The sequence below is a fragment of the Corynebacterium axilliensis genome (genome assembly GCF_046097495.1).
Classification (GTDB): domain Bacteria; phylum Actinomycetota; class Actinomycetes; order Mycobacteriales; family Mycobacteriaceae; genus Corynebacterium.
Map to the genome: position 1 here is coordinate 2428298 of NZ_CP175768.1, position 21706 is coordinate 2450003.

The following is a 21706-nucleotide window of genomic DNA, read 5'->3' on the forward strand; positions in this document are numbered from 1 at the left end:
CGGCTGTGTGGGCCGGGTGGCGGTTAGTGGCCGCCGGCGATTCCGGCAAAGGGCTCCCAGCCGATGTAGTGGGCGATGGAATCCTTCGCAATCCACGTGATGGCGAGGAGGATGAAGAGGCCGAGAACTGCGTAGACGGTCCAGCCCAAGACCTTCATCTGGGTCGAAGCCTGGGTGTCATCAATGACGACGCCCTCGGTGTTGCGGATCGGGTCGCCGGTCATGCAGCGCATGCCCAAGGCGAACAGGAGCGGGATGCCAGCACCGAAGGTCAGTGCCAGGGCAGCCACGCGAAACAGAGCGGTGACAATTTCCAGTGCGGTCATGATGGAGGATCCTTAGTTGTCCTTGAGGGCGGTGTGGTCCTTGACCACATCGTTGACGGCGTGAGCGGCGCCCGGGGAGTTGCCGGCCGGCACGCCGGCGGCAACCTTCTCGCGGCGGGACATGGAGGAGTCAACGGACTCGGAGTCCTCGTCCCAGTCCTCGTTGACGTTGTTGGCATCAACCGGGTTGCGGCGAGCGCGGATGAGGATGAGGGCGACCATGCCCAGCAGGATGAGCAGGTCGACGATGGCGCCGACCATGGTGTTGGTGGCTGCGCCGACGCCGTTGGCGATCCACCAGGTGACGAAGCCGACGAATGCGGCGCACGGCAGGGTGATGAGCCAGGCGGCCACCATGCGCATGGCAACACCCCAGCGGACCTTGGCGCCCTTGCGGCCCAGGCCGGTACCCAGGATGGAACCGGTGGACACGTGGGTGGTGGACAGTGCCATGCCGCCGGTGGCGGAGGTCAGGATGATGGCGGCGGAGGTGGCCTCTGCGGCCATGCCCTGCGGGGATTCAATCTCCACGAGACCCTTGCTCAGGGTGCGGATGACGCGCCAGCCGCCGGACATGGTGCCGGCAGCGATGGCCACGGCACAGCCGATGATGACCCAGGTCGGGATGCGGGAATTAGCGTTGGCCTCGCCGGCAGCAACGAGGGCGAGGAAGATAACGCCCATGGTCTTCTGCGCGTCACCGGTGCCGTGCGCCAGGGAGACCAGGCAGGCGGTGACGATCTGGCCGTGGCGGAAGTGCTCGTTCTTGACCTTGTCCGGGATGGTGTTGGTCACCCAGTACACCAGCGCGGTGCCAGCAGCGGACACGAGTGCGGCGATGAACGGGGAGGCGATGGCCGGGATGATGATCTTGCCGGCGATGGAGGACCAGGCCACGCCGCCGGTGCCCAGCGCTGCGAAGGCGGCGCCGATAAGACCACCGAACAGGGCGTGGGAAGAAGAAGACGGCATGCCCAGGAGCCAGGTGAACAGGTTCCAGGAAATACCGCCGATGAGGCCGGTGAAGACGACCATCAGGAGGGCGTCGCCGTCGGCGGGGACGGAGACGTCGTACTGATCAAGGTTGACAATTCCCTTGGCCACCGTGGCGGCCACGTTGACGGAGAGGAATGCGCCGATGAGGTTGAGGACTGCGGAAATGGCAACGGCGGTAAAAGGCTTCAGGGCGCCGGTGGCGATCGACGTCGCCATGGCGTTGGCGGTGTCGTGGAAGCCGTTGGTGAAGTCGAAGGCCAGTGCCGTGATGACCACGATGGCCAAGATGATAAGTGTCGCTGACACGAGCGTGATCCCTTTCAGGACTAGGGCAATAATCTGCAAAGAGGGGTCAGCGTGCCGGGCACGTGTGGGAAGGTGCGGCGACTGCGTGCTAACCGCGCTAGACACTAGTCTCGAAACACTAGTCTCGAAAAGGTGCTTAGACAATTGTTAGGTTAACGATGTTGACCTGCGAAAATCCTAATTATGTTTGGCTAATTGGTCATAAAGTGTAGTAAAACGTCCGAAAGTTACGGTGTAGTACATGGATTGTTCATGAGTTGTTTACCAACGTCACCAGAAAAGGGCTAGAAATGTTATGTCCATAGGGTTTTTGGACATGGAGTCCGGTGTCTTCTTGGACACGGAATCCATGGAGTTCTTGGACACTTCTAGCGGTTTATGGTTATGGCCTGCGTTTCGGCCGGGGTTTGGATAGTTTCGGGTTCATCCGCGGTGGTTGGCGATGTTTCATTCCTTCAACGAGGTTGATGTTGATCTGGCCACCTGGTGGCCTGTGGCTCAACGTGATTGGCAGCGGCACGCTGAAGAGGAATTCACCGTCATGGGCCGTGTAAAACTCCGCAACGTTATCGGCTGTGACCGTGGAGTAGAGCCTGCGGTTTTTAAACCTCAGACCAATGTAGAGACCGAAGCCGCACACGCGTACAACGCCATCTTTGCTCACGCAGAGCTGGTCTGGGATGCCCCAATGGTTTGTTGAATTTGTCGTCGGCACCGTTAGTGTGGGGGTATCGGTGGAAGGTATGCCCTGCTGAGCTGCCATGTCATCGGTGCTGGCCTCGTGTGAAGTTGCCGCTTCCACGGGGCCGTTTAGCATTTCGGGTACAGCGTGTGGATTGTGAGCCTGGTTGTAGGCGACTACGCGGGCCCAGACCTGCTCAGGATCGAGTGGATGCGTAGGCGACGGTGCCTTGGGGAAGGTATCGAAAGCCTGGCGTGGTGTGATGTGCATTTTGCCGACCAGCAGTGATTGATGCCGTCGTCGCTCGTTGTACACCTGGCGATATTCAGCCAGATAGGCGTTGACCTCAGCAAGGCTAACTGGGTGGCGTGCATCGAGGAACTGGGTCAACGTGCGGTGAGAGCGCTCGTCTTTTCCCTGGGTTGTCGGGGCGAAACCAGCAATAGCAAGAACGCCTTGGCTGGCGAGCCAAGTTTCAGTAGCAGAGAGAAAACCACGGTGATAGGTGGCAAACGCATCGCCATTGTCGGAAAGGATTTCTTGGGGCTTGCCGTAGGCGGCGAACGCTGCGGCCAGCACAGCGCGCGCATCAGTACCGTTTTCTGGCAGAGCGAACGCTGTGGTTCCGACATCGAACCTGCTGGCATCATCGATAACCTGGTAAATCGTGACATGTGTGTGGGCGTGGTCAAAGAGGCGATAGACCAGTCCATCGATCTGCCAGAGTTCACCGACGAGAGCGCGGGCGAAGCGCTTATAGGAGCTGCGTGGCCGTTTGCGGGCGTTGGCATCAACGAATCCCAGCTCATGAAGCCACGAGGCGATTGTAGAACGCGACGGTGTGGAATCTGGACCTACAGTGTCGAACAAGAAGTAGTAGATCGACCAAGGCCCATAATCCAAGCCTTGCTCCATCAACTCCTGCCTGGCGTGGACGACTGCGATTTTGTCGGCCTCGTGGAATTTCTTAATCGGATTCTTCGGGGCAGTCGAATCCGGCACAATGCCTGCCCGACCCTTCTGCGCTATCCGGCTTTTGATGTTGTGGTACGTCTGCCGCGAGATTCCCAATTCTTTGCAAAACTGTGTGACCGTCTTGCCGTCACGAACGGGATCGAAATCTGCGACCTTTCTACGCTTATGCAATGGAATAGCCATCCGGCTATTCCACCGCCGCAAACGTCCAAAAAGCCACTAGACATCCCGTCCAAAAACATCCTGGACTCCGTGTCCAAAATGTCGCTAGACATCACAGAAAAGGGCTAGAAAAGGGCTAGACCTGAACTAGACCTCTGGCGAGAAGCTACACCTCTACCGGGAGCCACGCATATCCGTAGGGGCCCAGCTCCACCGGCCCCAGATCGACAGGCTGGTCGGTGAAGTTGTGCAGACACAGCAGCTCGCCGCGCTGGTAGCCCAGAACACCGGTGTGCCCAGTCTCCACGGCCTCGAAGGGCGCGGTTCCCAGCTCCGGATGGGCCTTGCGCTGCTGAATGAGGCCGCGCAGACGGTTCAGAAGTGAGTCCTCCTCCGCGAGCTGTTCCGCCACGGACACCCCGGCGCCGCCGACGACGGGGCGGCGCGGGTGTTCGGAAGAGCTAAAGCCCGCGCCCGCTCCCGGCTCCCACTGCATGGGCGTACGCACGGCATCGCGGTCCGGTAGCTCCGGGGCGTCGTTCATGCCGATCTCGTCTCCGTAATACAAGAAGGGCGCGCCGGGCAGAGTCATGAGCAGCGAGTAGAACAGCTCGATCTGGCGGTGGTCGTTGCCCAGCAGCGGGGCCAGGCGCCGGGCAATGCCCACGTGTGCGCGCATCTGTTCGTCCGGCAGGTAGTGCCGGTAGAGGACCTCGCGTTGGGTGTCGTCAACCATCTCCAGCGTCAGCTCGTCATGATTGCGCAGGAAGGTTCCCCACTGGCAGCCCTGGGGAAGCTCGGGGAGGGCGGACATGATGTCGTAGACCGGGGTGGCGTCGCCAAGCGCCAGCGCCTGATACAGCCGCGGCATGACGGGGAAGTTGAACACCATGTGGAAGCGGTTGCCGCTGCCGTAGAACTCCATGGTCTCCGCCGGCGGCTGATTGGCCTCCGCGATGAGTACCGCGTCGGGGTAGTTGTCATCGAGGAAGCTGCGCACCTTCTCCACAAAGGTGATGGTCTCCGGTAGGGACTCGCCGCCCACGCCATCGCGCTCATACAAATAGGCAATGGCATCGAGGCGGAATCCATCCACGCCCTTGTCGAGCCAAAAGGACAGGACCTTGAAGACCTCCTCGTGGACCGCGGGGTTGTCGTAGTTCAGGTCTGGCTGGTGCGAGTAGAAGCGGTGGAAATAGTACTGCTTGCGCACCGGATCCCAGGCCCAGTTAGAGGTCTCCGTGTCCGTAAAGATGATGCGGATCTCCGGGTAGCGCTGCGGATCGTCGCCCCACACGTAGTAGTCGCCGTAGGGCCCGTCCGGATCGGTGCGCGAGGCCTCAAACCACGGGTGATCACTCGAGGTGTGGTTGAACGCCAGGTCCGTCATGAGCTTCATGCCGCGGGCGTGGAGCTGGTGGACCAGCTCCTCAAAGTCCTCCATCGTCCCGTAGTCGGGGTGGATGGAGTAGTAATCGGCGATGTCGTAGCCGTCATCGTGCTGCGGGGAGGCGTAGAAGGGGGAGAGCCAGAGACAGTCGACGCCCAGCCACTTCAGGTAGTCCAGTTTCTCAATGACCCCGCGCAGCGTGCCGACGCCCTGGCCGGCGGTGTCCTTGTAGGACCCAACCAGGGCCTGGTAGAAGATGGCGTTGGTGTACCAGCTCATCGAAGATCCTTCCGTTTAGCCCGCCACAGCAGGTACTCCGTCAGGCACAGCGCTCCGGCGAGGAGCCCCGGCCAGATGGCGGGGGAGGGGGCGAACAGGTTGAGTACTGCCTGCAGCAACGACAGGGCGGCGAAGAAGCCGACGAATCCCAGCGCGGTGTCCCAGAGCAGTGCGCGGCGCATTAGGCCTTGACACCTCCGGCGGTCAGGCCGGCCACAATGCGGTGCTGGAAGATGAGCACCATGATGATCAGGGGAATGGTGACCAGCGCGCCGGCCGCCATGGTGGCGGCGTACGGGTACTCAAAGGCGGACGGCCCGGAGAAGCGAGCGATGGCCACGGTGACCGGCTCGGTGTCGGTGGTGGACAGCTGCTTGGCCAGCATGAACTCATTCCACGTGGTGATGAACGCGATGATGGCCGTGGTAAACAGCGCCGGGGCCGCCAGGGGCAAGAGCACGAGGCGGAAGGCCTGGCCCCGGGAAGCACCGTCCACGCGGGCTGCCTCCTCTAGCTCCCACGGCAGCTGGCGGAAGAAGCTGAGCAGCGTGTACACCGTGAGCGGTAGCGCGAAGGAGATGTTCGGGATGATCATCGCGCGGTAGGTGCCAATCCAGTCCAGGTTGCCAAAGAGCTGGAACAGCGGGGTGACCAGCGCGATGGCTGGGAACATCGACGCGGCCAAGATGATGCCGGTGACTATGCCCTTGCCCGGGAAGTCGTAGCGCGCCAAGGCATAGGCGGTGAACACGCCGATGAGCACCGCCACCGCCGTCGTAAGCAGGGAGATAAGCAGCGAGTTGCCCAGCGCCCCCAGGAAGTCATTGCCCTTGTCCGTGGCTAGTGCATCGCGGAAGTTATCCAGGGTCACGTGCGTGGGCCACGGCGTGGTGTCAAAGGTGTGGTCCTTGCTGCGCAGGGCGGTGACCACCATCCAGTAGAAGGGGGCGAGCCCCCAGAACATGATGAAGAGGATGCCTAGGTAGTGTCCCAGCTTTTTCATGAGTTCTTCTCCTTCTTCATGCGGTTGCGGCCCGAGACGTCAGCGCCCAGGAAGCGGACCAAGACAAAGGCCACGGCGAAAATGAGCAGGAAGATCAAGGTGGACAGCGCGGAGGCCGAGTTGAAGTGGCCCTGACGCATGTCCTCCACCACGAGTTGGGAAATCGTGGCCGTCGGCGAGTTAGAGGAGCTGGAAATCATGATGACCGGCAGGTCGTACATGCGCAGCGCGTCCAACGTACGGAAGAGCACGGCCACCATGAGCGCGGGCTTGACCAGCGGCAGCGTGATGCTAAAGAAAGTCTGGACGCGGGAGGCGCCGTCGACGCGGGCGGCGTCGTAGACGTCCCGCGGAATCATCTGCAGCCCGGCCAGGATGAGCAGCGCCATGAACGGCGCGGTCTTCCACACGTCCGCGATGATGACGGCGAGGCGGGCATAGAACGGATCCGTGGTCCACGCTATGTGGGTGCCCAGCAGCGAGTTGACGATTCCTTCCGGGGCAAACATGAACTGCCAGAGCTTGGCCGTCACCGCGGTGGGAATGGCCCACGGGATGAGAACGGCGGCGCGGACCAGACCGCGTCCGCGGTACTCGCCGTTCATCACCAACGCCATGAACATGCCCAGGATGGTCTCCAGCACCACGGTGACCACCGTGAAGAAGAGCGTGATCTTCAGTGCCGGCCAGAAGTCTGTGGCGATGACACCGTCCGGGCACGTGGTGGCCTGGCCAGTGGTGGACATGCACTGGTTGGTAATCCAGTACAGGTAATTGTCCAGTCCGGCGAACGCACCTTCCTCAAACAGGCCGGTGGTGGGGTTGAGCCGCTTATTGCCCTGGAAGGACAACATGATGGCGCGGACGATGGGGTAGCCAATGACGATGGCCAGGGCAATGAGCGCCGGTGCGATGAGCCCGGCGGCCTGCAGGTAATGCTTGCGGGATTGCGCGGTACGCGTCGATCCAGCCATGCGGTTCCTGCCTTTCTCTTAAGAAGGGATGTGGGAAAGTGGAGGTCTGCTGATCCGTGTGGGCGGAAAACGCCAGCGGCGCGGGCAAGTCCTGTGGACTTACTCGCGCCCTAGTCAGCTCACGGGTCTAGCCCTGGGCTGCGGCCTCGATGGCGGCCTTCATGTCCTTCGTTGCATCGTCGACGGACTTGTCCGCGGTCAGTGCAGCGTAGGCATTATCCTGCACGGCCTTGGAGATGGCGGTGTAGAACGGGGAGACCGGACGCGGCGCGGCGTTCTCCAGGGACTCCTTGAGCGCCGGCAGGTACGGGAACTGCTCCACCAGGGACTCATCGTCGTAAATGGAGGCCAGTACCGGAGGGAAGGAGGCTTCCGCGAAGGACTTCTGGTTCTCCTCGTTGATGACGAACTTCATGAAGTCCAAAGCCGTGGCCTTGTGCTCGGAGTTGATGTTGATGCCGTTGTTGTAGCCACCCAGCGTGGACACGCCCCCGCCGTCCTTGCCCACCAGCGGCTGGACCTCGAACTTCACGCCGTTGTCCTTGGCGTTGGTGTACATGTACGGCCAGTTGATGGCGAAGGCAGTCTTGCCCTCGGTGAAGGCCAGGTTGGTTTCCTCCTCCGTGGCGGCGGTGGAATCCTTGGAGATGGTGCCGTCCTTGTAAGCATCAACCAGCGCCTGCAGGCCTTCCTTGGACTTGTCCGAGTCCACGGTGACGTTGCCCTGGTCATCCAGGATTTCGCCGCCCCAGCCCTCGATGAAGCCGGCGGTGTTGACTGTCAGGCCCTCGTACTGCTTGAGCTGCGTGGTCAGGCAGGAGGTGTCCTCCTTGAGGGCCTCGCAGGCAGAAGCAATGTCGGCGAACTTTTCCGGAGCCTTGTCCACCAGGTCGGTGTTGCGGTAGAGCAGCTGGCCGTTGGTGTTCTGCGGCAGGGCGTACAGCGTGTCGTTGTAGGTGGCGGATTCCACAGTGGGCTCCAGCAAGCCAGAGGTGTCCACCTCCAGGTCACCGGTCAGCGGGGCGAGCCACTGGTTGGCGGCGAAGTCAGCGGTCCACACCACGTCGAGCGCCATGACGTCATAGTCGGAATTGCCTGCCTGCAGGGACTGGACCAGGGTTTCGCGCTGCGCGTCTGCTTCGCCGGCGAGCTCCTTGAGCTCAACCTTCTCGTCCGGGTGCTCTGCGTTCCACGCCTCAATAATCGGCGTGATCTTGTCTGTGTCGTTCTTACCCATGGCAAAGGTGATGGGGCCGCGACCGGTACCGTCTACGGGCCCGGCTTCGGAGCCAGCGTTGGACTGTGCTCCCTCGTCGCTCGACGAACAACCGGCCAGCGTCAGGGCGAAGGCGGCAGTGGTGACAACAACCCCGCGGCGGACGGCGCGGGCGGGGAGGAAGGACTTCTTCATGGAGTATTCACCTTTCGGAAAACTTCTGGTGACTTAAAACTAGGGGATCACCACCACATCGCACGAGGTTTTGACGCATATTCCACACGCGGCGGGGGTGAAACTACCCCTCTGCACGCTAGTTTTTCTCGATTCGATTGCCCGTCTCGGGGTCAAAGTGGTGTGCTTCTCGCGGGCTAAAGCTCAGCACCACGTCGTCCCCACGCTGCGGGACATCACCCTGGGCGCGGGCGACAAAGCGCTGCTCACCCACCATGACGTAGACGAAGGCTTCGGCGCCGAGCTCTTCGACGAAGTCCACGACACCCGGGAAGCCGATGGGGCCCTTGTTGATATACATCTTCTCCGGGCGCACGCCGATGCGCCCACCGTTGTAGTCGAAGATGTTCATGGCCGGCGAGCCGATGAAGCCCGCCACGAACTCATTCGCCGGAGCATCGTACAGCTCGCGCGGCGGGGCCACCTGCTGGAGCACCCCATCCTTGAGCACCGCCACGCGGTCACCCATGGTCATGGCCTCCACCTGGTCGTGCGTGACGTAGACGGTGGTCGTCCCCAGGCGCTGCTGGAGGCTAGCCAACTCCGCGCGGGTCTGCACGCGCAACTTGGCATCGAGGTTGGACAGTGGCTCATCCATGAGGAAAGCCTTGGGCTCGCGCACAATGGCTCGACCCATGGCCACGCGCTGGCGCTGGCCGCCGGAGAGATCCTTTGGCTTGCGCTTGAGGTACTCCGTGAGACCCAGGGTCTGCGCGGCTTCTTCCACCTTGGCCTTGATTTCTGGCTTGGGGCGCTTGGCCAGCTTGAGGGAAAAGCCCATGTTCTCCGCCACGGTGAGGTGCGGGTAGAGGGCGTAGTTCTGGAAGACCATCGCGATATCGCGCTCGCCCGGCTCCAGGCCGGTGACATCCTTATCGTCGATGAGGATGCGTCCGCTGGAGACCGGTTCCAGGCCCGCCAGTGCGCGCAGCGTGGTGGACTTACCGCACCCGGAGGGGCCGACGAGGACGAGGAATTCGCCGTCCGCAATCTCCAGGTTGAGGTCTGTGACCGTGGGCTTGTCAGCGTGGGGATAGGTGATGCCGACATTCTCAAAAGTGACCTTTGCCATGCAGCAACCCTAACACTCAGCAGGGACGCACTGCGGGCGGATGGCCATCCCTCAGCGGCCATGTGCCGCACTAGTACGATCGGGGACCATGACAGCTCTTGATCTGGACCGAATCCGCGAAGCTCTCAAGGATGACTTCGCCGTCATCGATTACACCGAGTCCACTGGCTCCACCAACACCGACCTCATGCAGGCGGACAAGGTGGCCGATGGCACCGTCCTGCTCACCAATGAGCAGGTCTCCGGCAAGGGCCGCCTGGGCCGCCACTGGGTTAGCCCGGCCGGCTCGCAGCTCATCTTCTCCGCGCTTATCCTCCCGGATTCGCTGGATCATCTGGGAACCCTGCCCTTGGCTGCCGGCCTGGCTGTGACCGATTCCGTCGAGGGAGCGGTGCTCAAGTGGCCCAACGACGTCCACATCGACGGCAAGAAGCTGTGCGGCATCCTGGCCGAAGCCGGCCCGGTGGGGGAGGCGTTCAAGTCCGCGCCGAAGACGGAAGTGTCGAAGGCCGAGGTTTCTAAGGCCGAGGTCTCGAAGGCGGAAATCAACAAGGCCGAGGTATCCAAGGCAGAGGTCGCGCCTAAGACCCAGGCCGCGAACCCGCCCTCGGCCCGCGTCGTCGTCGGCATGGGCATCAACGTCACCCTGACGCGTGAGGAACTGCCCATCGAGGCCGCCACCTCGCTTGCGCTGGAGGGCCGCGAAACCGACCGCACCGCGCTGGCGATTACCGTGCTGAAGAACCTGCGCCGCCGTATCACTCAGTGGGAGCAACAGGATCCGCAGCTCATGGTGGACTACCGCACGGTGTGCTCCTCCATCGGGCAGGAGGTCCGCCTCGAGGCCCCGGCCGGGGATGTCACCGGCACTGTCGAGGGTGTGGCTGACGACGGCCGCATCAACGTCGGCGGCGAGTACTACTCCGCCGGCGACGTTATCCACCTGCGCCCGGCCGGACAGTAGAGCCTTTTAATACGTAGTAGTACGTAGGTGAGTTAGGCGTCATTTGTCGCACTGTCCGTGGCACCGTTCTCGCGGTCCTCGCGGCGGCGCTCCTGGTTCGCCTGCGGCGGCCTCGGTGTCGTTTCCGTTGACGGAGAAGATGTAGCTCTCACCATTAGTGATGTCGGCTTGGCGGGCGTCGGGATTATCTGCGGCGGCTGCTCGGCGCCTAGCGCGGACACTGACCCGAGTCGTGTCGTTGATGCTGTAGAGCTCGAGGACGGTGGTGGACAGGATGTCGGCGTGGAGAAGAATGTTCGCTGCACACGTCCTGTGAGCGGGTGGGTATCATGAGCCCCATGAACCTCATGCAGATGGGCCGCGGCGAAGTGGTGCGCGCGGATATGACGGCGCCGTATCGCACGTTGCTCTTCCCGTTTCTTGAGCTCATCGTCATCACCGGCGTGTGCTGGATTGCCATCGGCTGGTGCGACTACAACGGCGTCGAGCTAGCGCTGCGCAACGGGCTCGTCGCGGTGTGGGCGCTGCTGGCGGCGTGGCGATTCATCGTGCCGCTGGTGAAGGCGCGGCGCAAGCGGTTTATCGTGACCAACCTGCGCGTTATTGCCCGCGATGGGAAGCGGGTCGATTCGATTCCGCTCACCGATATCCGCGGGGCCCGCCGGCGCCGCGGCGGGATCTCGCTGGCCCTGCATGGCTGGGAGCGCCCCCTGTACTTCCCAGCCGTGCCGAAGGCCAAGCGGATTGAGGAGATTCTTACTGAGCCGGCGGTGTTTTGATCTCCGTGGTGTGCAGCTGCGAGTCCAGATCCTCCGGAGCCAGGTTCGCCGCACCGAACTCGTTGGTCAGCGGCAGGCGCAGCTCGAGGTCCGTGCCCGGGCACAGCTCAATCGTGGCCTCGTCGATGGTGTAGTCCAGCACGTGGCCGCCGGAGGTGCGGTCGGAGTCGATGAAGTGCACGTGGCAGCCCGGCACAGAAATGCCCTTCTCAAAGACCGGGGTGCGGAAGCCGCCGATGACGCCCTCGACGTCGGTAAAGCGCAGCTCCTTATCGCCGCCCACCGCGTGGGCCATCGGCGGGTAGGGCTTCGACTGCTTGACTACCGTGCGGGTGACCACGTCGCTGAAGCGGCCGGTGATGCGCACCGCGTACATGTAGTTGGCGGAGGGCTCGAGCTCATCGATGAAGGCGGAAAGCTCGTTGCGCTTGAGGCCCTTCGGTGCGGCCACCTTAATACGGGGGACGAAGTTCGTCGCCACCGCGAAGGGGGTGTTCTGATCGAGGCTGGCCACGGTGGCGGTGCCGTCGCCACGGAGCTGGTAGCACACGCCGTCGAGAATGATCATCTCTCCGTCCAGCGCATCGAAGGTGCCGAGGCCAAAGTTGCCTTTGCCGAGGAGTTCGCCGATAGTCATCTCGCCGTCGTAAATGCCGTCCAGCAGGGCGGTCATGAGGGAGTTCTGAAAGATAGTATGCCGAACAATCATGCCCTCAAGGCTAGTATTGAGGGGGTGAGTCAACAACACAAACCCATCGTTACTGTTTACGGAGACGGCCAGCTCGCGCGCATGATGCAGCCGGCCGCCGCTGAGCTCGATATCCACCTGCGGGTGCTGGCCTCCTCGCCGGACAAGTCCGCCGCTCAGGTCATCCCGGATGTCGTGCTTGGTGACTATCACGACTACGAGGTGCTGACCCGTGCCGCCGCAGGCGCGGACGCGTTGACCTTCGAGCACGAGCATGTCCCCACCGAGCACGTGGAGGCGCTCATCGCCGCGTCCTACAACGTGCAGCCGCAGCCCTCGGCGCTTCTGTATGCGCAGGACAAGCTGCTCATGCGCCAGAAGCTAGAGGAACTGGGCGCGCCGGTGCCGCGCTTTGCCGCCATCGACTCGGTGGAGGATGCCCGGGCCTTTGCGGAGCGCGTCAATGGGAACGTGTGCCTGAAGGCCCGCCGCGGCGGCTACGACGGGCACGGCGTGTGGTTCCCCTCCGCAGAGGAGTTGGAGCCGCTGGTGCAGGAGCTTCTCGACGCCTCAACGCCGCTCATGGCCGAAGAAAAAGTCCAGCTCACCCGCGAGCTGTCGGTCCTGGTGGCGCGCCGGCCCTCCGGCGAGGTCAGGGCCTGGCCCATCACTGAGTCCGTGCAGCGCGACGGCATCTGCGCCGAGGCTTGTGCCCCGGCCCCGAACCTCTCGCCCGAGCTGGCGGAGCGGGCCTCCCAGGTGGGCATCCAGATTGCCACCGAGCTGGGAGTCACCGGTGTGCTGGCCGTCGAGCTCTTTGCCTTCGCCGCCGAGCAGGACGCCGGCTCCATCTTCGCCTCCGCCTCCGGTGCTCCCGGCATGGTGGTGGAGGAGGACATCGCCGTCAACGAGCTGGCCATGCGCCCGCACAACACCGGCCACTGGACCCAAGACGGGGGCGTGACCTCGCAGTTCGAGCAGCACCTGCGCGCAGTGCTCGACCTGCCGCTGGGGGAGACCACCCCGCTCGCCCCGATTACGGTCATGGCCAACGTGCTGGGCGCAGACGAGGACCCGGATATGCCGATGCCGGAGCGCGTGCGCGCCGTCATGGAGCGCTACCCGGAGGCCAAGGTCCACCTGTACGGCAAGGACCACCAGCCCGGCCGCAAGATCGGCCACGTCAACGTCACCGGCGACGATGCCGATGAGACCCGCCGCATCGCGCGCGACGCCGCCCACTTCCTCGTCCACGCGCAGTGGGCTAGCAACTAAGGCAACTAAGCCAACTAAGGAGGACAAGTTATGGAACCGCTCGTTGGACTCATCATGGGCTCGGACTCGGACTGGCCCACGGTAGAACCCGCCGCCAAGGTGCTTGCCGAATTCGGCGTTCCCTTTGAGGTCGGCGTGGTCAGCGCCCACCGCACCCCGGAGAAGATGCTGGCCTACGCCAAGTCCGCGCACGAGCGCGGGCTCAAGGCCATCATCGCCTGCGCCGGCGGCGCCGCGCACCTGCCGGGCATGGTCGCCGCGGCCACGCCGCTGCCGGTCATCGGCATCCCGCGTGCCCTCAAGGAGTTGGATGGCCTCGACTCCCTGCTGTCCATCGTGCAGATGCCCGGCGGCGTGCCGGTGGCCACCGTCTCCATCGGTGGCGCGAAGAACGCCGGTCTGCTCGCCGTGCGCATCCTGTCCGCCGGCGACCCCGCTCTGGTGGAGAAGATGGCCGCCTACCAGGAGAACATGGCCGCCGAGGTGGAGAAGAAAGACGAGAATCTCCGCTCGAAGCTCCTCGGCGAGTAATTAGCGCGGCAGCTTATCAGTGGCATCGGGGTATGAGGCCTGCGCTCCAGCCCCAGTCACAGCGAACGCTCCGACGCGTGCAGCATAGGCGGCGGCCTCAACGAGGGCGTAGCCTTCGAGCAATCGCGCGCATAGTGCGCCCGCGAAGGCATCCCCGGCGCCGGTCGTATCAACGGGCGTGACCTGCGGGGAGGGGACAGCCACGAGGTTGGTCCCTTCGGCGACGAGGGCGCCGCGTGCGCCCAGCGTGAGAACCACCGAGTTAAAGCCGGCTTCCCTCAAACGCTGCGCAAGCTCCTCCGGCGAGCCGTCGCTTCGCTGACCCAGCTGCTCCAGGATGAGGCCGGCCTCGTGCTCGTTAGCCAGCAGCGGGTCGGCGCGCAGCAGCGCCTCGGCGTCCACCTCGACCACCGGCGCTAGATTCACCACCACTCGGCCCCGGGCCAGCGCGACGGCGCGGGCGAAACCCTCGGCGGGAATCTCGCCCTGCATCAGGAGCAGAATCCGCTGTCTCGATGGGGGAGGAATGGGAGGAGACGAAGGGGGCGTCGACAAGCGCGTTGGCCCCCGGCACCACGATGATGGTGTTCTCGCCCTCCTGGTCCACGGTGATGACTGCCAGCCCCGTGACCTCGTCGGTGACGTCCACATGCGCCACATCCACGCCGCTGGCGCGCAAGTAATTCATGGCTGGTTCCGCATAGGCGTCGCTGCCCACGGCGCCGACAAAACTCACCGCCGCTCCCTGCAACGCGGCCGCCACCGCCTGATTGGCCCCTTTGCCGCCGGCGGAAATCTCGCCGCCGTGGCCCAGCAGCGTTTCGCCCGGCTGGGGATGGCGCGCGGTGTGGACCACGAGGTCAGCGTTGATGGACCCGACTACGCACATGTTCATGCTGCCCAGTATGCACGCTATGCTTGCGGGCATGCAGTTTCCGGTTCTGGTGTTGGGGGCGCGCGTGGTGGACGGCGAGCCCGGCTCCCTCCTGCGCAGCCGGCTCGACCGAGCACTCGTCGCCGCGCGCCTCATGCCGGATCAGCCGGTCATCGTGTCCGGCTTCGGCGAGGCCGAGCCCATGGCCCGCTATCTCATCTCCCGCGGCTTGGATCCCGCCCGAATCATCGTCGAGCCCCTCGCTACCAGCACGAACGAGAACCTCGAGCGCGCCCACGCGCTCTGCCCGGACTACCGCTACTTCCGCGTCGTGACGAATGATTTTCACGCCCTGCGCACCCGCCTGTGGGCGTGGCACCTGGGCATTCGCGTGCGCGTGCACGGCGTGCCCACCCCCGCGGCTGACCGCGGCTGGAACTACGTGCGCGAAGTGGGCGCTACGCCGCACTCCGTGGCGCGCATCGCCTGGCGGCGCGCGGCCCACCGATGGTCCCGCTAGTGCGTGCAGAGCGAATAGAGCTTAAGCCTAGGCGCCGATAATGAGGAACAGGATGGCGACGATCCACACGGCCACCCAGTGGCGCTTCTGCGGCGTCGTGGGGTTTTGCTTCTGTTGGTAGGACTTGAAGAAATACCACGCACCGGGGATGGCCCAGCCGATTGCCTGGGCCACGTTGCCGTCGATGAGAGTGGACAGGCCGAAAAAGAGGAGCAAGCCGCTCAGCAAGGCCTTGACCACGGAGAAGCGGTGGATCTTGCCCTCCTGCGGCGCGGCGGGCTGTGCCGCCTGCTGCGGGTCCGCCTGGGGCTCGGTGAGGTAGTTCGGCGTCGGCTCAACGGCGCCGGACTGGAAGGGAGAGCGCTCGTGCGACGTGGGCGACTCGGACTTGAAGTTCGGCGTGGCCGGCTCCGCGAAGGGATTCGCCCCGCGGCCGCGGTAGGAATCGGCCGGCTCCTCGAACGGATTTGAGTCAAAGGGATTGGTCATACGCTCTACCGTAGGACACCCGCGGCCATAACCCGAATTAGAGCTTGGATAACGCCTTCGAGATTCCCTCCATCAACGTGGCGCGGGACTGCTTCATCGGGTGCGCGATGGCCCGCAGCCCCATGTACGCGATCTGGTCGGCGGCGCGGTTGAGCGGGTCGCCCGCGTGCCCCAGCACGCGGCGGATGGTCACGTCGCACACGCCGTCGATGTCGTTCCAGGCCTGCTGAAAGCGCGAACGCGAGCCGGAAGATAGCCCGCGCCAGGTCCCGCGGGAGCGCACCGCCTTCGAACCCTTCGTGCGGATCTGCTGCACGGCCTCGAGGGCGGCCACGGAGTCGGATTCGATAATGGCCTTCTCAGCGCCCACCTTGAGCAGGTATTTTAAGGCCAGGGTGAGGGATTCGAGCTCTAGCTCGTCGGTGCTCGCGGTGGTTTCGCGGGTACGCAGGCGGTAGTCGCCGTTGCCCGCCACGAAGCACATCGAGCCCTTGAAGACCGTATCCGAGGAGGCATCCGTGGCAATCCGGACCGTGGCTTCCTCCGGCCATGAGGACGCCGTGGCGAAGTTTGGCCACCAGTGCGCCTTAGGCGTGTCCACCTTGACCGCCTGCTTCTTGCGGGGAGCCTCGCCTTCCTTCTTGGCGCGGCGCGCGGTCAGCCCGGCCTGCTTGCGGCGCACGGAGCTAGCGCTTTTCGACGCCCTATTCTCCTCCGCAAAGCTGCCCGTCACCGTGTAGCCGCGCTTTTCCAGCGCTGCCCGCAGACCCGCCTGGCGGCGGCCGGTAACAATCCATTTGCGGCCGCGCAGCCCCTTGGTGGCCTTCTCAAACTCGCGCACCGCCACCTCGACGATATCGCCCTTCTTGATCTGGCCCTTGCGCACGAAGCGGGTCTTCTTGGTGTTGACGGCGATCACCCAGCCGTCGACAGTCCCGCCCTCCGCTGAGTCCCAGCGCTCGTCCCACAGGGCGATCGCCACGTGCACCGGCGCCGAGACCATGTCCGCGGTGATCTTGCGCGTGCCGTACGTGCGGGACTGGGTGCCCGTAAGGGCAGAGAGCTCGAGTGGTTCCATCCCTACTAGTAAACCATCAGCAGTGGCCGTGGACCCAGAGTGGGCCATATCTTTGGGAGGATTAGTGAAAGGCTGTAACGCTGACCGGAAAGCTGCCACATACTCAGCGAGCCCATCAGAATTCTGGAGATGATTAGTGTCTGTCCTAACCCTGCCTGGCGCGCGCAAGCGGGAGTTTTCCCGCCTGTTTCGCCAGCACTACCCGGCGGTCCTGGCCTTTCTGCGCCGCCGCGTGCCCCCAAGTCATGCCGAGGAGCTGGCTGCCGACGTCTTCGAGCGCGCCTGGACCCGCTTCGATTCCCTCGAGGGAACGCCGCTGCCGTGGCTCTACGGCATTGCCCGCAACGTGATGCGCGAGTTCTACCGCTCCCGCCGGGAGACCGAGAACCTCGACGACCATGAGCTCGAGTCCTACGCGGGCTACGACGCCATCGACCTAAGCCTCGACATCTCCGAGGCCTTCCTCCGCCTGTCCTACCCCGATCAGGAAATCCTCTCCCTCCACGCCTGGGAGGGGCTCGACCACCCGGAGATCGCCGAGGTCCTCGGCATTTCCCGCAGCAACGTCCGCGTCCGCCTCCACCGCGCCCGTACCCACTTGTCCGAACTCACAGGAGACTTCGATGCCTAACTCTCTTGACCAGCTTCGCGCCGCCAATCCAGTCCCCGACGCCACGCTTTCCGACGTCTCCCGGGACCACTCCGAGCGCACCCTCGCCCGCATCACCCGGCCCCGCTCCACGTGGACTATCGCCGCTGCCGCCATCCTCGCCCTCGCGCTGGTGGGCGGGGTAGTGCCCCTGCTCAACCATTCTGAGCCGGTGGCCTCCGCCGCGGAAATCCTGACCCAGGCGGGAGAGTCCGCTGCAGCACGCCCCGACGCCGCGGACAAGGGGGTCACCGCCAAGGAGTACATGAAGCGCGTGGACACACTCGGCGACGCCACTGCGGTTACCGAATACTCCGTGGACGCCGGCGGCGCCGTGCAAGTGACCTCCCAGGGTGAGGTTCCCGGCTTCGACCCCCAGCCGACGGTGAACCCGGAGGACCTTGTCATCGCCACCGACCGCGCCGGGCTGGACAGGCTGGCGGATAGCTTTCCCAACCGCGCGCTTGGTGCGCTGGAGCTGTTGCTCCAACCGGGGCTAAGCAGCGAACAGCAAAAGATTGCCTACGACATGCTGGCAGAGGCCGAAGGCAACGAGGTCGGCACCGTCGACGGCGAGGGCGAGGATCAACTGGTCACCGTGCTGCGCGACGCTGACCACGTCAGCTTCTCCGTGCTGCCCGCCACCGGTCAGCTCGTGCGCGTGGTCGGGCTCGTGGGCCCGGGGGTGGAAACCACCATCGACGCCACCGCCATCCTGGACTGCGTCTCCGTTACCGGCCTGGAAGGCCCCGACCGCATCTCGCTGGCCTGCGGCGACAACAACTATCTGGTCAACCAGCTCGAGTGGTCCAACTGGGGTGCGGACGCCGCCGAAGCGGAGGGGCAGGCAATCGAGAACAACTGCGACCCCAACTGCGCGGAGGGGGAGTTTAGTGAGGAGAAGGTCAAGGTAGTCGTCGATAAGCGCATGGCGTGCGGCTACAATACCGAGGTCTACTCTCGCGTGCGCGTGCAGTACCCGGACGGCCGCGAAGAGGAGCAGCCGATAGGCTGTGCGCCCTAGGTGAGCTGGCGCAGGGCGAACTGGCCGTACATGTCTCCCAACTCCTCGGCGGTGTAATCGCCGTCCGGGGAGAACCATTGCGCGACGCCGATGCCCATATCAATGAGCGCCCAGCAGGCAATCTTCAAGTTCTCCGCGTGGAAGTTGCCCGCATTGACCACGGACATCCAGCGCGCCACGTAATCGCGGCGCAGCTGGAGTACCACCGACTTGTGGGGTTCTTCCAGGTTGGTGAGCTCGTTGTTGACCACGCGCACGCGCCGGGCAAAGGTGGCGTGGTAGACCACGTGGGCCTTCATCGTGGCCACGAGCTTCTCGCGGGGATCCTGCAATCCCGCCAGGCCCGCGGCGTTGGCGCGGAGGAGGTCCTCCATGGCGGTGATGGTGACTTCCGCCAGGAGCTCCTGCTTGGAGGAATAGTGGTTGTAGAGGCTGGAGGCGCGCATGCCGACGGCTTTGGCGATGTCCTCCATGCCCGTGGCGTGGTAGCCGCGCTGATCGAAGAGGTCGAGCGCGGCGGCGGCGATTTGGTCGCGACGTTTCTGGTTGGCCACGGCGGGGTCCCTCCTGTGCTAGCTAATGGTGATTAGCATACCGTGCAGCTGCTTGACAGGTGCGGAGAGGTGGGTCACAATTGTGGCTAATCGTCATTCGTATTACCTGGAGAGCCAACCATGTCCCACAATCTTTTCGCGCCCACCACCGACTTTCTCGGCGTCTTCGACGGCCTCTCTGCAGCCGACGCCGCGGGCTGGGAACGCGCCGCGCAGTTCCGCCAGTACTCCGACCCGGTGATCAACAAGCACTGGCAGGCCTCCGAGTACCCGCTGGACCTAGTGGCGCGCCTGGGTGCCTTGGATGTGATGACGGACGGGCTTGACGTGCCGGGCCACGAGCAGATGTCCACCCTGGGGGCGGGTCTGACGCTCATGGAAATCACCCGCGCGGATGCCTCGATGGGCACCGTCATTGCAGTGCAGGCTGGCTTGGCCATGCGCTCGATTGCGATGCTGGGCTCGGCGGAGCAGCAGGCTTCGTACTTGCCGCAGATGGCGTCGTGTTCGCTGCTGGGCGCTTTCGGCCTGACCGAGCCGGCCCATGGTTCGGACTCCATCGCGCTGGAGACCACCGCGGTGCGCGATGGCGATGAGTGGGTCCTCAACGGCGAAAAGAAGTGGATTGGCAACGGTGCTTCCGGCGGCATCACCATCATCTACGCCCGCATGGAAGACGGCAACGTCAGCGGCTTCATCGTTCCGCAGGAGACCGAGGGCTACTCCGCCACCGTGATTGAGGGAAAGCTTTCCTTGCGCGCCATCCACCAGGCACACATCACGCTGAAGGATTGCCGCATCCCCGCCGCCAACCAGCTTCCAGGTTGCCGCAGCTTCAAGGACGTCTCTCGCGTCCTGACCTCCACCCGCATCGGTGTGTCCTGGATGGCGCTCGGCTCCGCGGTGGCCTGCTACGAGATTGCCCGCTCCTACGTGCTCGAACGCGTCCAATTCGGCCGCGAGCTGGCCAAAGCCCAAATCATCCAGCAGCGCCTGGCCAACATGGTCCTTGACCTCAGCCAGATGATGCTCACCTGCCGCGAGGTGTCTCAGCGCGAGGACGCCGGCACCCTGGCCCCGGAGCAGGCCTCGGCGGCGAAGCTGCACAACACGCGTGCGGCTCGCCGCATCGCCGCCGATGCCCGCGACATGCTCGGCGGAGTCGGCATCCTGCTGGAAAACGACATCGCCCGCCACTTCGCGGACATTGAGGCCATGCACACCTACGAGGGCACCGACACTGTGCAGTCCCTCATCATGGGCAAGAAGATTACGGGCTTCTCGGCGTACAAGTAGGTCAGCGGTGGGTTGAACGTGGGTCGGCGAGCTCTTTCTAGGTTTGAGTCCTAGTGGGGGAGTCTCGCCTGGAACTGAAGTGAGCTGTCGCAGAAGGGTTCTACTCAGAAGGCATTAGTGAGAAGGTTTGTTTGGGGGCAAGTGAACCTTTTCTGTGCTGTTAGATGGTTTATTTGGGTGCAAACAAACCTTTCGACTTGAAACTTCTGAGTGGAACCTTGTGGATTACCTTGTTGAAGGTTCAGCCGAAAGCATTGTTTGGTCGGTGTTATCCACAGGCCGGGAAATGACCCTAGCTTTCGAAGGCTGGCCGCCGCGATGATGGGAGACATGATTGATGATTCACACCTTATTTACCTCCGACCGCTTTCTAACGACCACCCTGTGTGGAGACAACTGGCTTCCGGCGAACTCATTCGTCTTACCTCGCGATACGCAATAAGCAGTAAGTACTACTCGGATCTTCCTTATTATCAGCGCCATCTTTTTGACACCATCGCCTTCGGGCGTAGTGCCCATCGGTCGGTGCTCGTGGAAAGATCTGCTGCCAGAGTCTTGGGCTTGTGGACGCTGTTTCCAAGGGATGCGCAGGTCGTTCTCGCACGGCAATCTCAGACTGTCCCGCCACGACGGCAATGGGATGACAAAGTGATGTATCGAAAGATGAGACTTCCAGCCTCAGACATTGTGGAGCGCTTTAACGTTCGTTGTACGTCGGTCGCGCGCACCTGCATAGACGTCGCGCGGCTTGCGACGTTTGAGGAAGGGCTGATGGCGGTCGACTCGGCATTGCGTCAACGACTCGTTGGCGTTGATGAATTGCTATCCATGATTACGACGATGGGGCGGGTGAAGGGCGCTGCTCAGGCTAGGAAAGTCGTGAAGTCTGCCACCGGACTCTCTGAATCTCCGTATGAGTCTTTTGCGCGTGGAGTTCTTATCGCAGTGGGCCTTGGAGGAGAGATTGCTGTTCAGCCGGAGCTTCAAGGCGGGTATAGGCCGGACATACTTCTTGGCGGGAGGGTTATCGTGGAGATAGATGGCGCCGTCAAGTATGACGGAGTGACGTATGGCAAATCTTCCGAGGCCGTGATTCGCGCGGAGCGGCAACGCGAGAAGTATCTCCAGAACATGGGGTTTATCGTATTGCGGTACTCGCCGCGTGATTTGTTGCAGAACCGAGAGCAAGTAATCGCCGAGGTGCGACATGCTTTGGGGACCGTGCAACAACGCTCGGCATAAAGAGAATAGGCTTCGGACCAAATGGTTCTCCTCGAAAGGCATTAATCAAAAGGCCTGTTTGGGGCCAAACGAACCATCTATAGGAGCCTAAAAGGTTTACTTGGGGGCAAACGAACCATGTGACTAAT

At 63.3% G+C, this 21706-nt stretch carries 22 protein-coding genes and 1 pseudogene; 9 read left to right on the top strand and 14 right to left on the bottom strand.

The window, feature by feature from the left end; genetic code table 11:
• Positions 1-23: 23 nt before the first annotated feature.
• The 9 genes from ACKFR8_RS11670 to ACKFR8_RS11710 form a co-directional block, all read right to left on the bottom strand.
• Positions 24-326: a hypothetical protein gene (locus ACKFR8_RS11670; protein ID WP_408930158.1), complete on the bottom strand. Its 303-nt coding sequence runs from the start codon at positions 324-326 to the stop codon at positions 24-26.
• Between the two features lie 12 nt (positions 327-338).
• Positions 339-1628, bottom strand: coding sequence for an inorganic phosphate transporter (locus ACKFR8_RS11675; protein WP_408930159.1), 1290 nt, complete (start codon positions 1626-1628; stop codon positions 339-341).
• A gap of 382 nt (positions 1629-2010) precedes the next feature.
• Positions 2011-3468: an integrase core domain-containing protein gene (locus ACKFR8_RS11680; RefSeq protein ID WP_408929761.1), complete on the bottom strand. Its 1458-nt coding sequence runs from the start codon at positions 3466-3468 to the stop codon at positions 2011-2013.
• A gap of 145 nt (positions 3469-3613) precedes the next feature.
• On the bottom strand, positions 3614-5116 hold the full coding sequence (treS, locus tag ACKFR8_RS11685) for a maltose alpha-D-glucosyltransferase (protein WP_408930160.1): 1503 nt from the start codon (positions 5114-5116) through the stop codon (positions 3614-3616).
• On the bottom strand, positions 5113-5298 hold the full coding sequence (locus tag ACKFR8_RS11690; RefSeq protein WP_296133585.1) for a hypothetical protein: 186 nt from the start codon (positions 5296-5298) through the stop codon (positions 5113-5115). Before ACKFR8_RS11690 ends, treS begins: the two co-directional genes overlap by 4 nt.
• Complete coding sequence (locus ACKFR8_RS11695) at positions 5298-6119, bottom strand: carbohydrate ABC transporter permease (protein WP_408930161.1); 822 nt, start codon at positions 6117-6119, stop codon at positions 5298-5300. Before ACKFR8_RS11695 ends, ACKFR8_RS11690 begins: the two co-directional genes overlap by 1 nt.
• On the bottom strand, positions 6116-7093 hold the full coding sequence (locus tag ACKFR8_RS11700) for a carbohydrate ABC transporter permease (protein ID WP_408930162.1): 978 nt from the start codon (positions 7091-7093) through the stop codon (positions 6116-6118). Before ACKFR8_RS11700 ends, ACKFR8_RS11695 begins: the two co-directional genes overlap by 4 nt.
• Before the next feature lie 127 nt (positions 7094-7220).
• Complete coding sequence (locus tag ACKFR8_RS11705) at positions 7221-8504, bottom strand: ABC transporter substrate-binding protein (RefSeq protein WP_296133582.1); 1284 nt, start codon at positions 8502-8504, stop codon at positions 7221-7223.
• Between the two features lie 118 nt (positions 8505-8622).
• Positions 8623-9615 (bottom strand): ABC transporter ATP-binding protein, encoded by a 993-nt coding sequence (locus tag ACKFR8_RS11710; RefSeq protein WP_296133581.1) that lies wholly within the window; start codon positions 9613-9615, stop codon positions 8623-8625.
• 88 nt (positions 9616-9703) lie between these two features.
• On the opposite strand from ACKFR8_RS11710, the gene ACKFR8_RS11715 reads away from it, so the two are divergent.
• Both ACKFR8_RS11715 and ACKFR8_RS11720 read left to right on the top strand, forming a co-directional pair.
• Positions 9704-10579 carry a biotin--[acetyl-CoA-carboxylase] ligase gene (locus ACKFR8_RS11715; protein WP_408930163.1) on the top strand — a complete coding sequence of 292 codons (876 nt, stop codon included), beginning with the start codon at positions 9704-9706 and terminating at the stop codon, positions 10577-10579.
• A gap of 338 nt (positions 10580-10917) precedes the next feature.
• Positions 10918-11358: a hypothetical protein gene (locus ACKFR8_RS11720; protein WP_408930164.1), complete on the top strand. Its 441-nt coding sequence runs from the start codon at positions 10918-10920 to the stop codon at positions 11356-11358.
• Here ACKFR8_RS11720 and budA read toward each other — a convergent pair.
• Positions 11336-12067 carry an acetolactate decarboxylase gene (gene budA, locus ACKFR8_RS11725; RefSeq protein WP_306507142.1) on the bottom strand — a complete coding sequence of 244 codons (732 nt, stop codon included), beginning with the start codon at positions 12065-12067 and terminating at the stop codon, positions 11336-11338. The genes ACKFR8_RS11720 and budA overlap by 23 nt on opposite strands.
• Here budA and ACKFR8_RS11730 point away from each other — a divergent pair.
• Both ACKFR8_RS11730 and purE read left to right on the top strand, forming a co-directional pair.
• Positions 12053-13321, top strand: coding sequence for a 5-(carboxyamino)imidazole ribonucleotide synthase (locus tag ACKFR8_RS11730; protein ID WP_408930165.1), 1269 nt, complete (start codon positions 12053-12055; stop codon positions 13319-13321). The two genes, budA and ACKFR8_RS11730, sit on opposite strands and share 15 nt — an antisense overlap.
• A gap of 30 nt (positions 13322-13351) precedes the next feature.
• The gene (purE, locus tag ACKFR8_RS11735; RefSeq protein WP_296133571.1) at positions 13352-13852 is read left to right on the top strand and encodes a 5-(carboxyamino)imidazole ribonucleotide mutase; all 501 of its coding nucleotides are present in this window, start codon (positions 13352-13354) and stop codon (positions 13850-13852) included.
• Here the strand turns inward: purE and ACKFR8_RS11740 are convergent.
• Positions 13853-14747: pseudogene (locus ACKFR8_RS11740) on the bottom strand (ribokinase).
• Between the two features lie 31 nt (positions 14748-14778).
• On the opposite strand from ACKFR8_RS11740, the gene ACKFR8_RS11745 reads away from it, so the two are divergent.
• Positions 14779-15246 carry a YdcF family protein gene (locus ACKFR8_RS11745; protein ID WP_408930166.1) on the top strand — a complete coding sequence of 156 codons (468 nt, stop codon included), beginning with the start codon at positions 14779-14781 and terminating at the stop codon, positions 15244-15246.
• A 27-nt stretch (positions 15247-15273) separates the two neighbouring features.
• Here ACKFR8_RS11745 and ACKFR8_RS11750 read toward each other — a convergent pair whose 3' ends face one another.
• Both ACKFR8_RS11750 and ACKFR8_RS11755 read right to left on the bottom strand, forming a co-directional pair.
• Positions 15274-15735: a hypothetical protein gene (locus ACKFR8_RS11750; RefSeq protein ID WP_296133565.1), complete on the bottom strand. Its 462-nt coding sequence runs from the start codon at positions 15733-15735 to the stop codon at positions 15274-15276.
• A gap of 37 nt (positions 15736-15772) precedes the next feature.
• Positions 15773-16813 (bottom strand): ribonuclease HI, encoded by a 1041-nt coding sequence (locus ACKFR8_RS11755; protein ID WP_306507146.1) that lies wholly within the window; start codon positions 16811-16813, stop codon positions 15773-15775.
• A 136-nt stretch (positions 16814-16949) separates the two neighbouring features.
• On the opposite strand from ACKFR8_RS11755, the gene ACKFR8_RS11760 reads away from it, so the two are divergent.
• Positions 16950-17444 carry an RNA polymerase sigma factor gene (locus ACKFR8_RS11760; RefSeq protein WP_296133560.1) on the top strand — a complete coding sequence of 165 codons (495 nt, stop codon included), beginning with the start codon at positions 16950-16952 and terminating at the stop codon, positions 17442-17444.
• On the top strand, positions 17437-18486 hold the full coding sequence (locus ACKFR8_RS11765; protein WP_408930167.1) for a hypothetical protein: 1050 nt from the start codon (positions 17437-17439) through the stop codon (positions 18484-18486). The genes ACKFR8_RS11760 and ACKFR8_RS11765 overlap by 8 nt, the downstream gene beginning before the upstream one ends.
• On the opposite strand, the gene ACKFR8_RS11770 is transcribed toward ACKFR8_RS11765, so the two are convergent.
• A complete protein-coding gene (locus ACKFR8_RS11770; protein ID WP_408930168.1) occupies positions 18483-19040 on the bottom strand; it encodes a TetR/AcrR family transcriptional regulator in 558 nt (185 codons plus the stop codon). The two genes, ACKFR8_RS11765 and ACKFR8_RS11770, sit on opposite strands and share 4 nt — an antisense overlap.
• Positions 19041-19160: 120 nt before the next feature.
• Here ACKFR8_RS11770 and ACKFR8_RS11775 point away from each other — a divergent pair, with 120 nt between their 5' ends.
• A complete protein-coding gene (locus ACKFR8_RS11775; protein ID WP_408930169.1) occupies positions 19161-20336 on the top strand; it encodes an acyl-CoA dehydrogenase family protein in 1176 nt (391 codons plus the stop codon).
• Between the two features lie 330 nt (positions 20337-20666).
• Positions 20667-21578 carry a DUF559 domain-containing protein gene (locus ACKFR8_RS11780; RefSeq protein WP_296133549.1) on the top strand — a complete coding sequence of 304 codons (912 nt, stop codon included), beginning with the start codon at positions 20667-20669 and terminating at the stop codon, positions 21576-21578.
• The last annotated feature ends 128 nt before the right edge of the window (positions 21579-21706 follow it).

Coding starts and splice junctions, on each gene's coding strand:
- ACKFR8_RS11720 (WP_408930164.1), top strand. CDS start 10,918: ATGAACCTCATGCAGATGGGCCGCGGCGAAGTGGTGCGCGCGGATATG.
- purE (WP_296133571.1), top strand. CDS start 13,352: ATGGAACCGCTCGTTGGACTCATCATGGGCTCGGACTCGGACTGGCCC.
- ACKFR8_RS11690 (WP_296133585.1), bottom strand. CDS start 5,298: ATGCGCCGCGCACTGCTCTGGGACACCGCGCTGGGATTCGTCGGCTTC.
- ACKFR8_RS11705 (WP_296133582.1), bottom strand. CDS start 8,504: ATGAAGAAGTCCTTCCTCCCCGCCCGCGCCGTCCGCCGCGGGGTTGTT.
- ACKFR8_RS11745 (WP_408930166.1), top strand. CDS start 14,779: ATGCAGTTTCCGGTTCTGGTGTTGGGGGCGCGCGTGGTGGACGGCGAG.
- ACKFR8_RS11710 (WP_296133581.1), bottom strand. CDS start 9,615: ATGGCAAAGGTCACTTTTGAGAATGTCGGCATCACCTATCCCCACGCT.
- ACKFR8_RS11755 (WP_306507146.1), bottom strand. CDS start 16,813: ATGGAACCACTCGAGCTCTCTGCCCTTACGGGCACCCAGTCCCGCACG.
- ACKFR8_RS11700 (WP_408930162.1), bottom strand. CDS start 7,093: ATGGCTGGATCGACGCGTACCGCGCAATCCCGCAAGCATTACCTGCAG.
- ACKFR8_RS11750 (WP_296133565.1), bottom strand. CDS start 15,735: ATGACCAATCCCTTTGACTCAAATCCGTTCGAGGAGCCGGCCGATTCC.
- budA (WP_306507142.1), bottom strand. CDS start 12,067: ATGATTGTTCGGCATACTATCTTTCAGAACTCCCTCATGACCGCCCTG.
- ACKFR8_RS11765 (WP_408930167.1), top strand. CDS start 17,437: ATGCCTAACTCTCTTGACCAGCTTCGCGCCGCCAATCCAGTCCCCGAC.
- treS (WP_408930160.1), bottom strand. CDS start 5,116: ATGAGCTGGTACACCAACGCCATCTTCTACCAGGCCCTGGTTGGGTCC.
- ACKFR8_RS11695 (WP_408930161.1), bottom strand. CDS start 6,119: ATGAAAAAGCTGGGACACTACCTAGGCATCCTCTTCATCATGTTCTGG.
- ACKFR8_RS11775 (WP_408930169.1), top strand. CDS start 19,161: ATGTCCCACAATCTTTTCGCGCCCACCACCGACTTTCTCGGCGTCTTC.
- ACKFR8_RS11780 (WP_296133549.1), top strand. CDS start 20,667: ATGATTGATGATTCACACCTTATTTACCTCCGACCGCTTTCTAACGAC.
- ACKFR8_RS11730 (WP_408930165.1), top strand. CDS start 12,053: ATGCCGAACAATCATGCCCTCAAGGCTAGTATTGAGGGGGTGAGTCAA.
- ACKFR8_RS11715 (WP_408930163.1), top strand. CDS start 9,704: ATGACAGCTCTTGATCTGGACCGAATCCGCGAAGCTCTCAAGGATGAC.
- ACKFR8_RS11670 (WP_408930158.1), bottom strand. CDS start 326: ATGACCGCACTGGAAATTGTCACCGCTCTGTTTCGCGTGGCTGCCCTG.
- ACKFR8_RS11680 (WP_408929761.1), bottom strand. CDS start 3,468: ATGGCTATTCCATTGCATAAGCGTAGAAAGGTCGCAGATTTCGATCCC.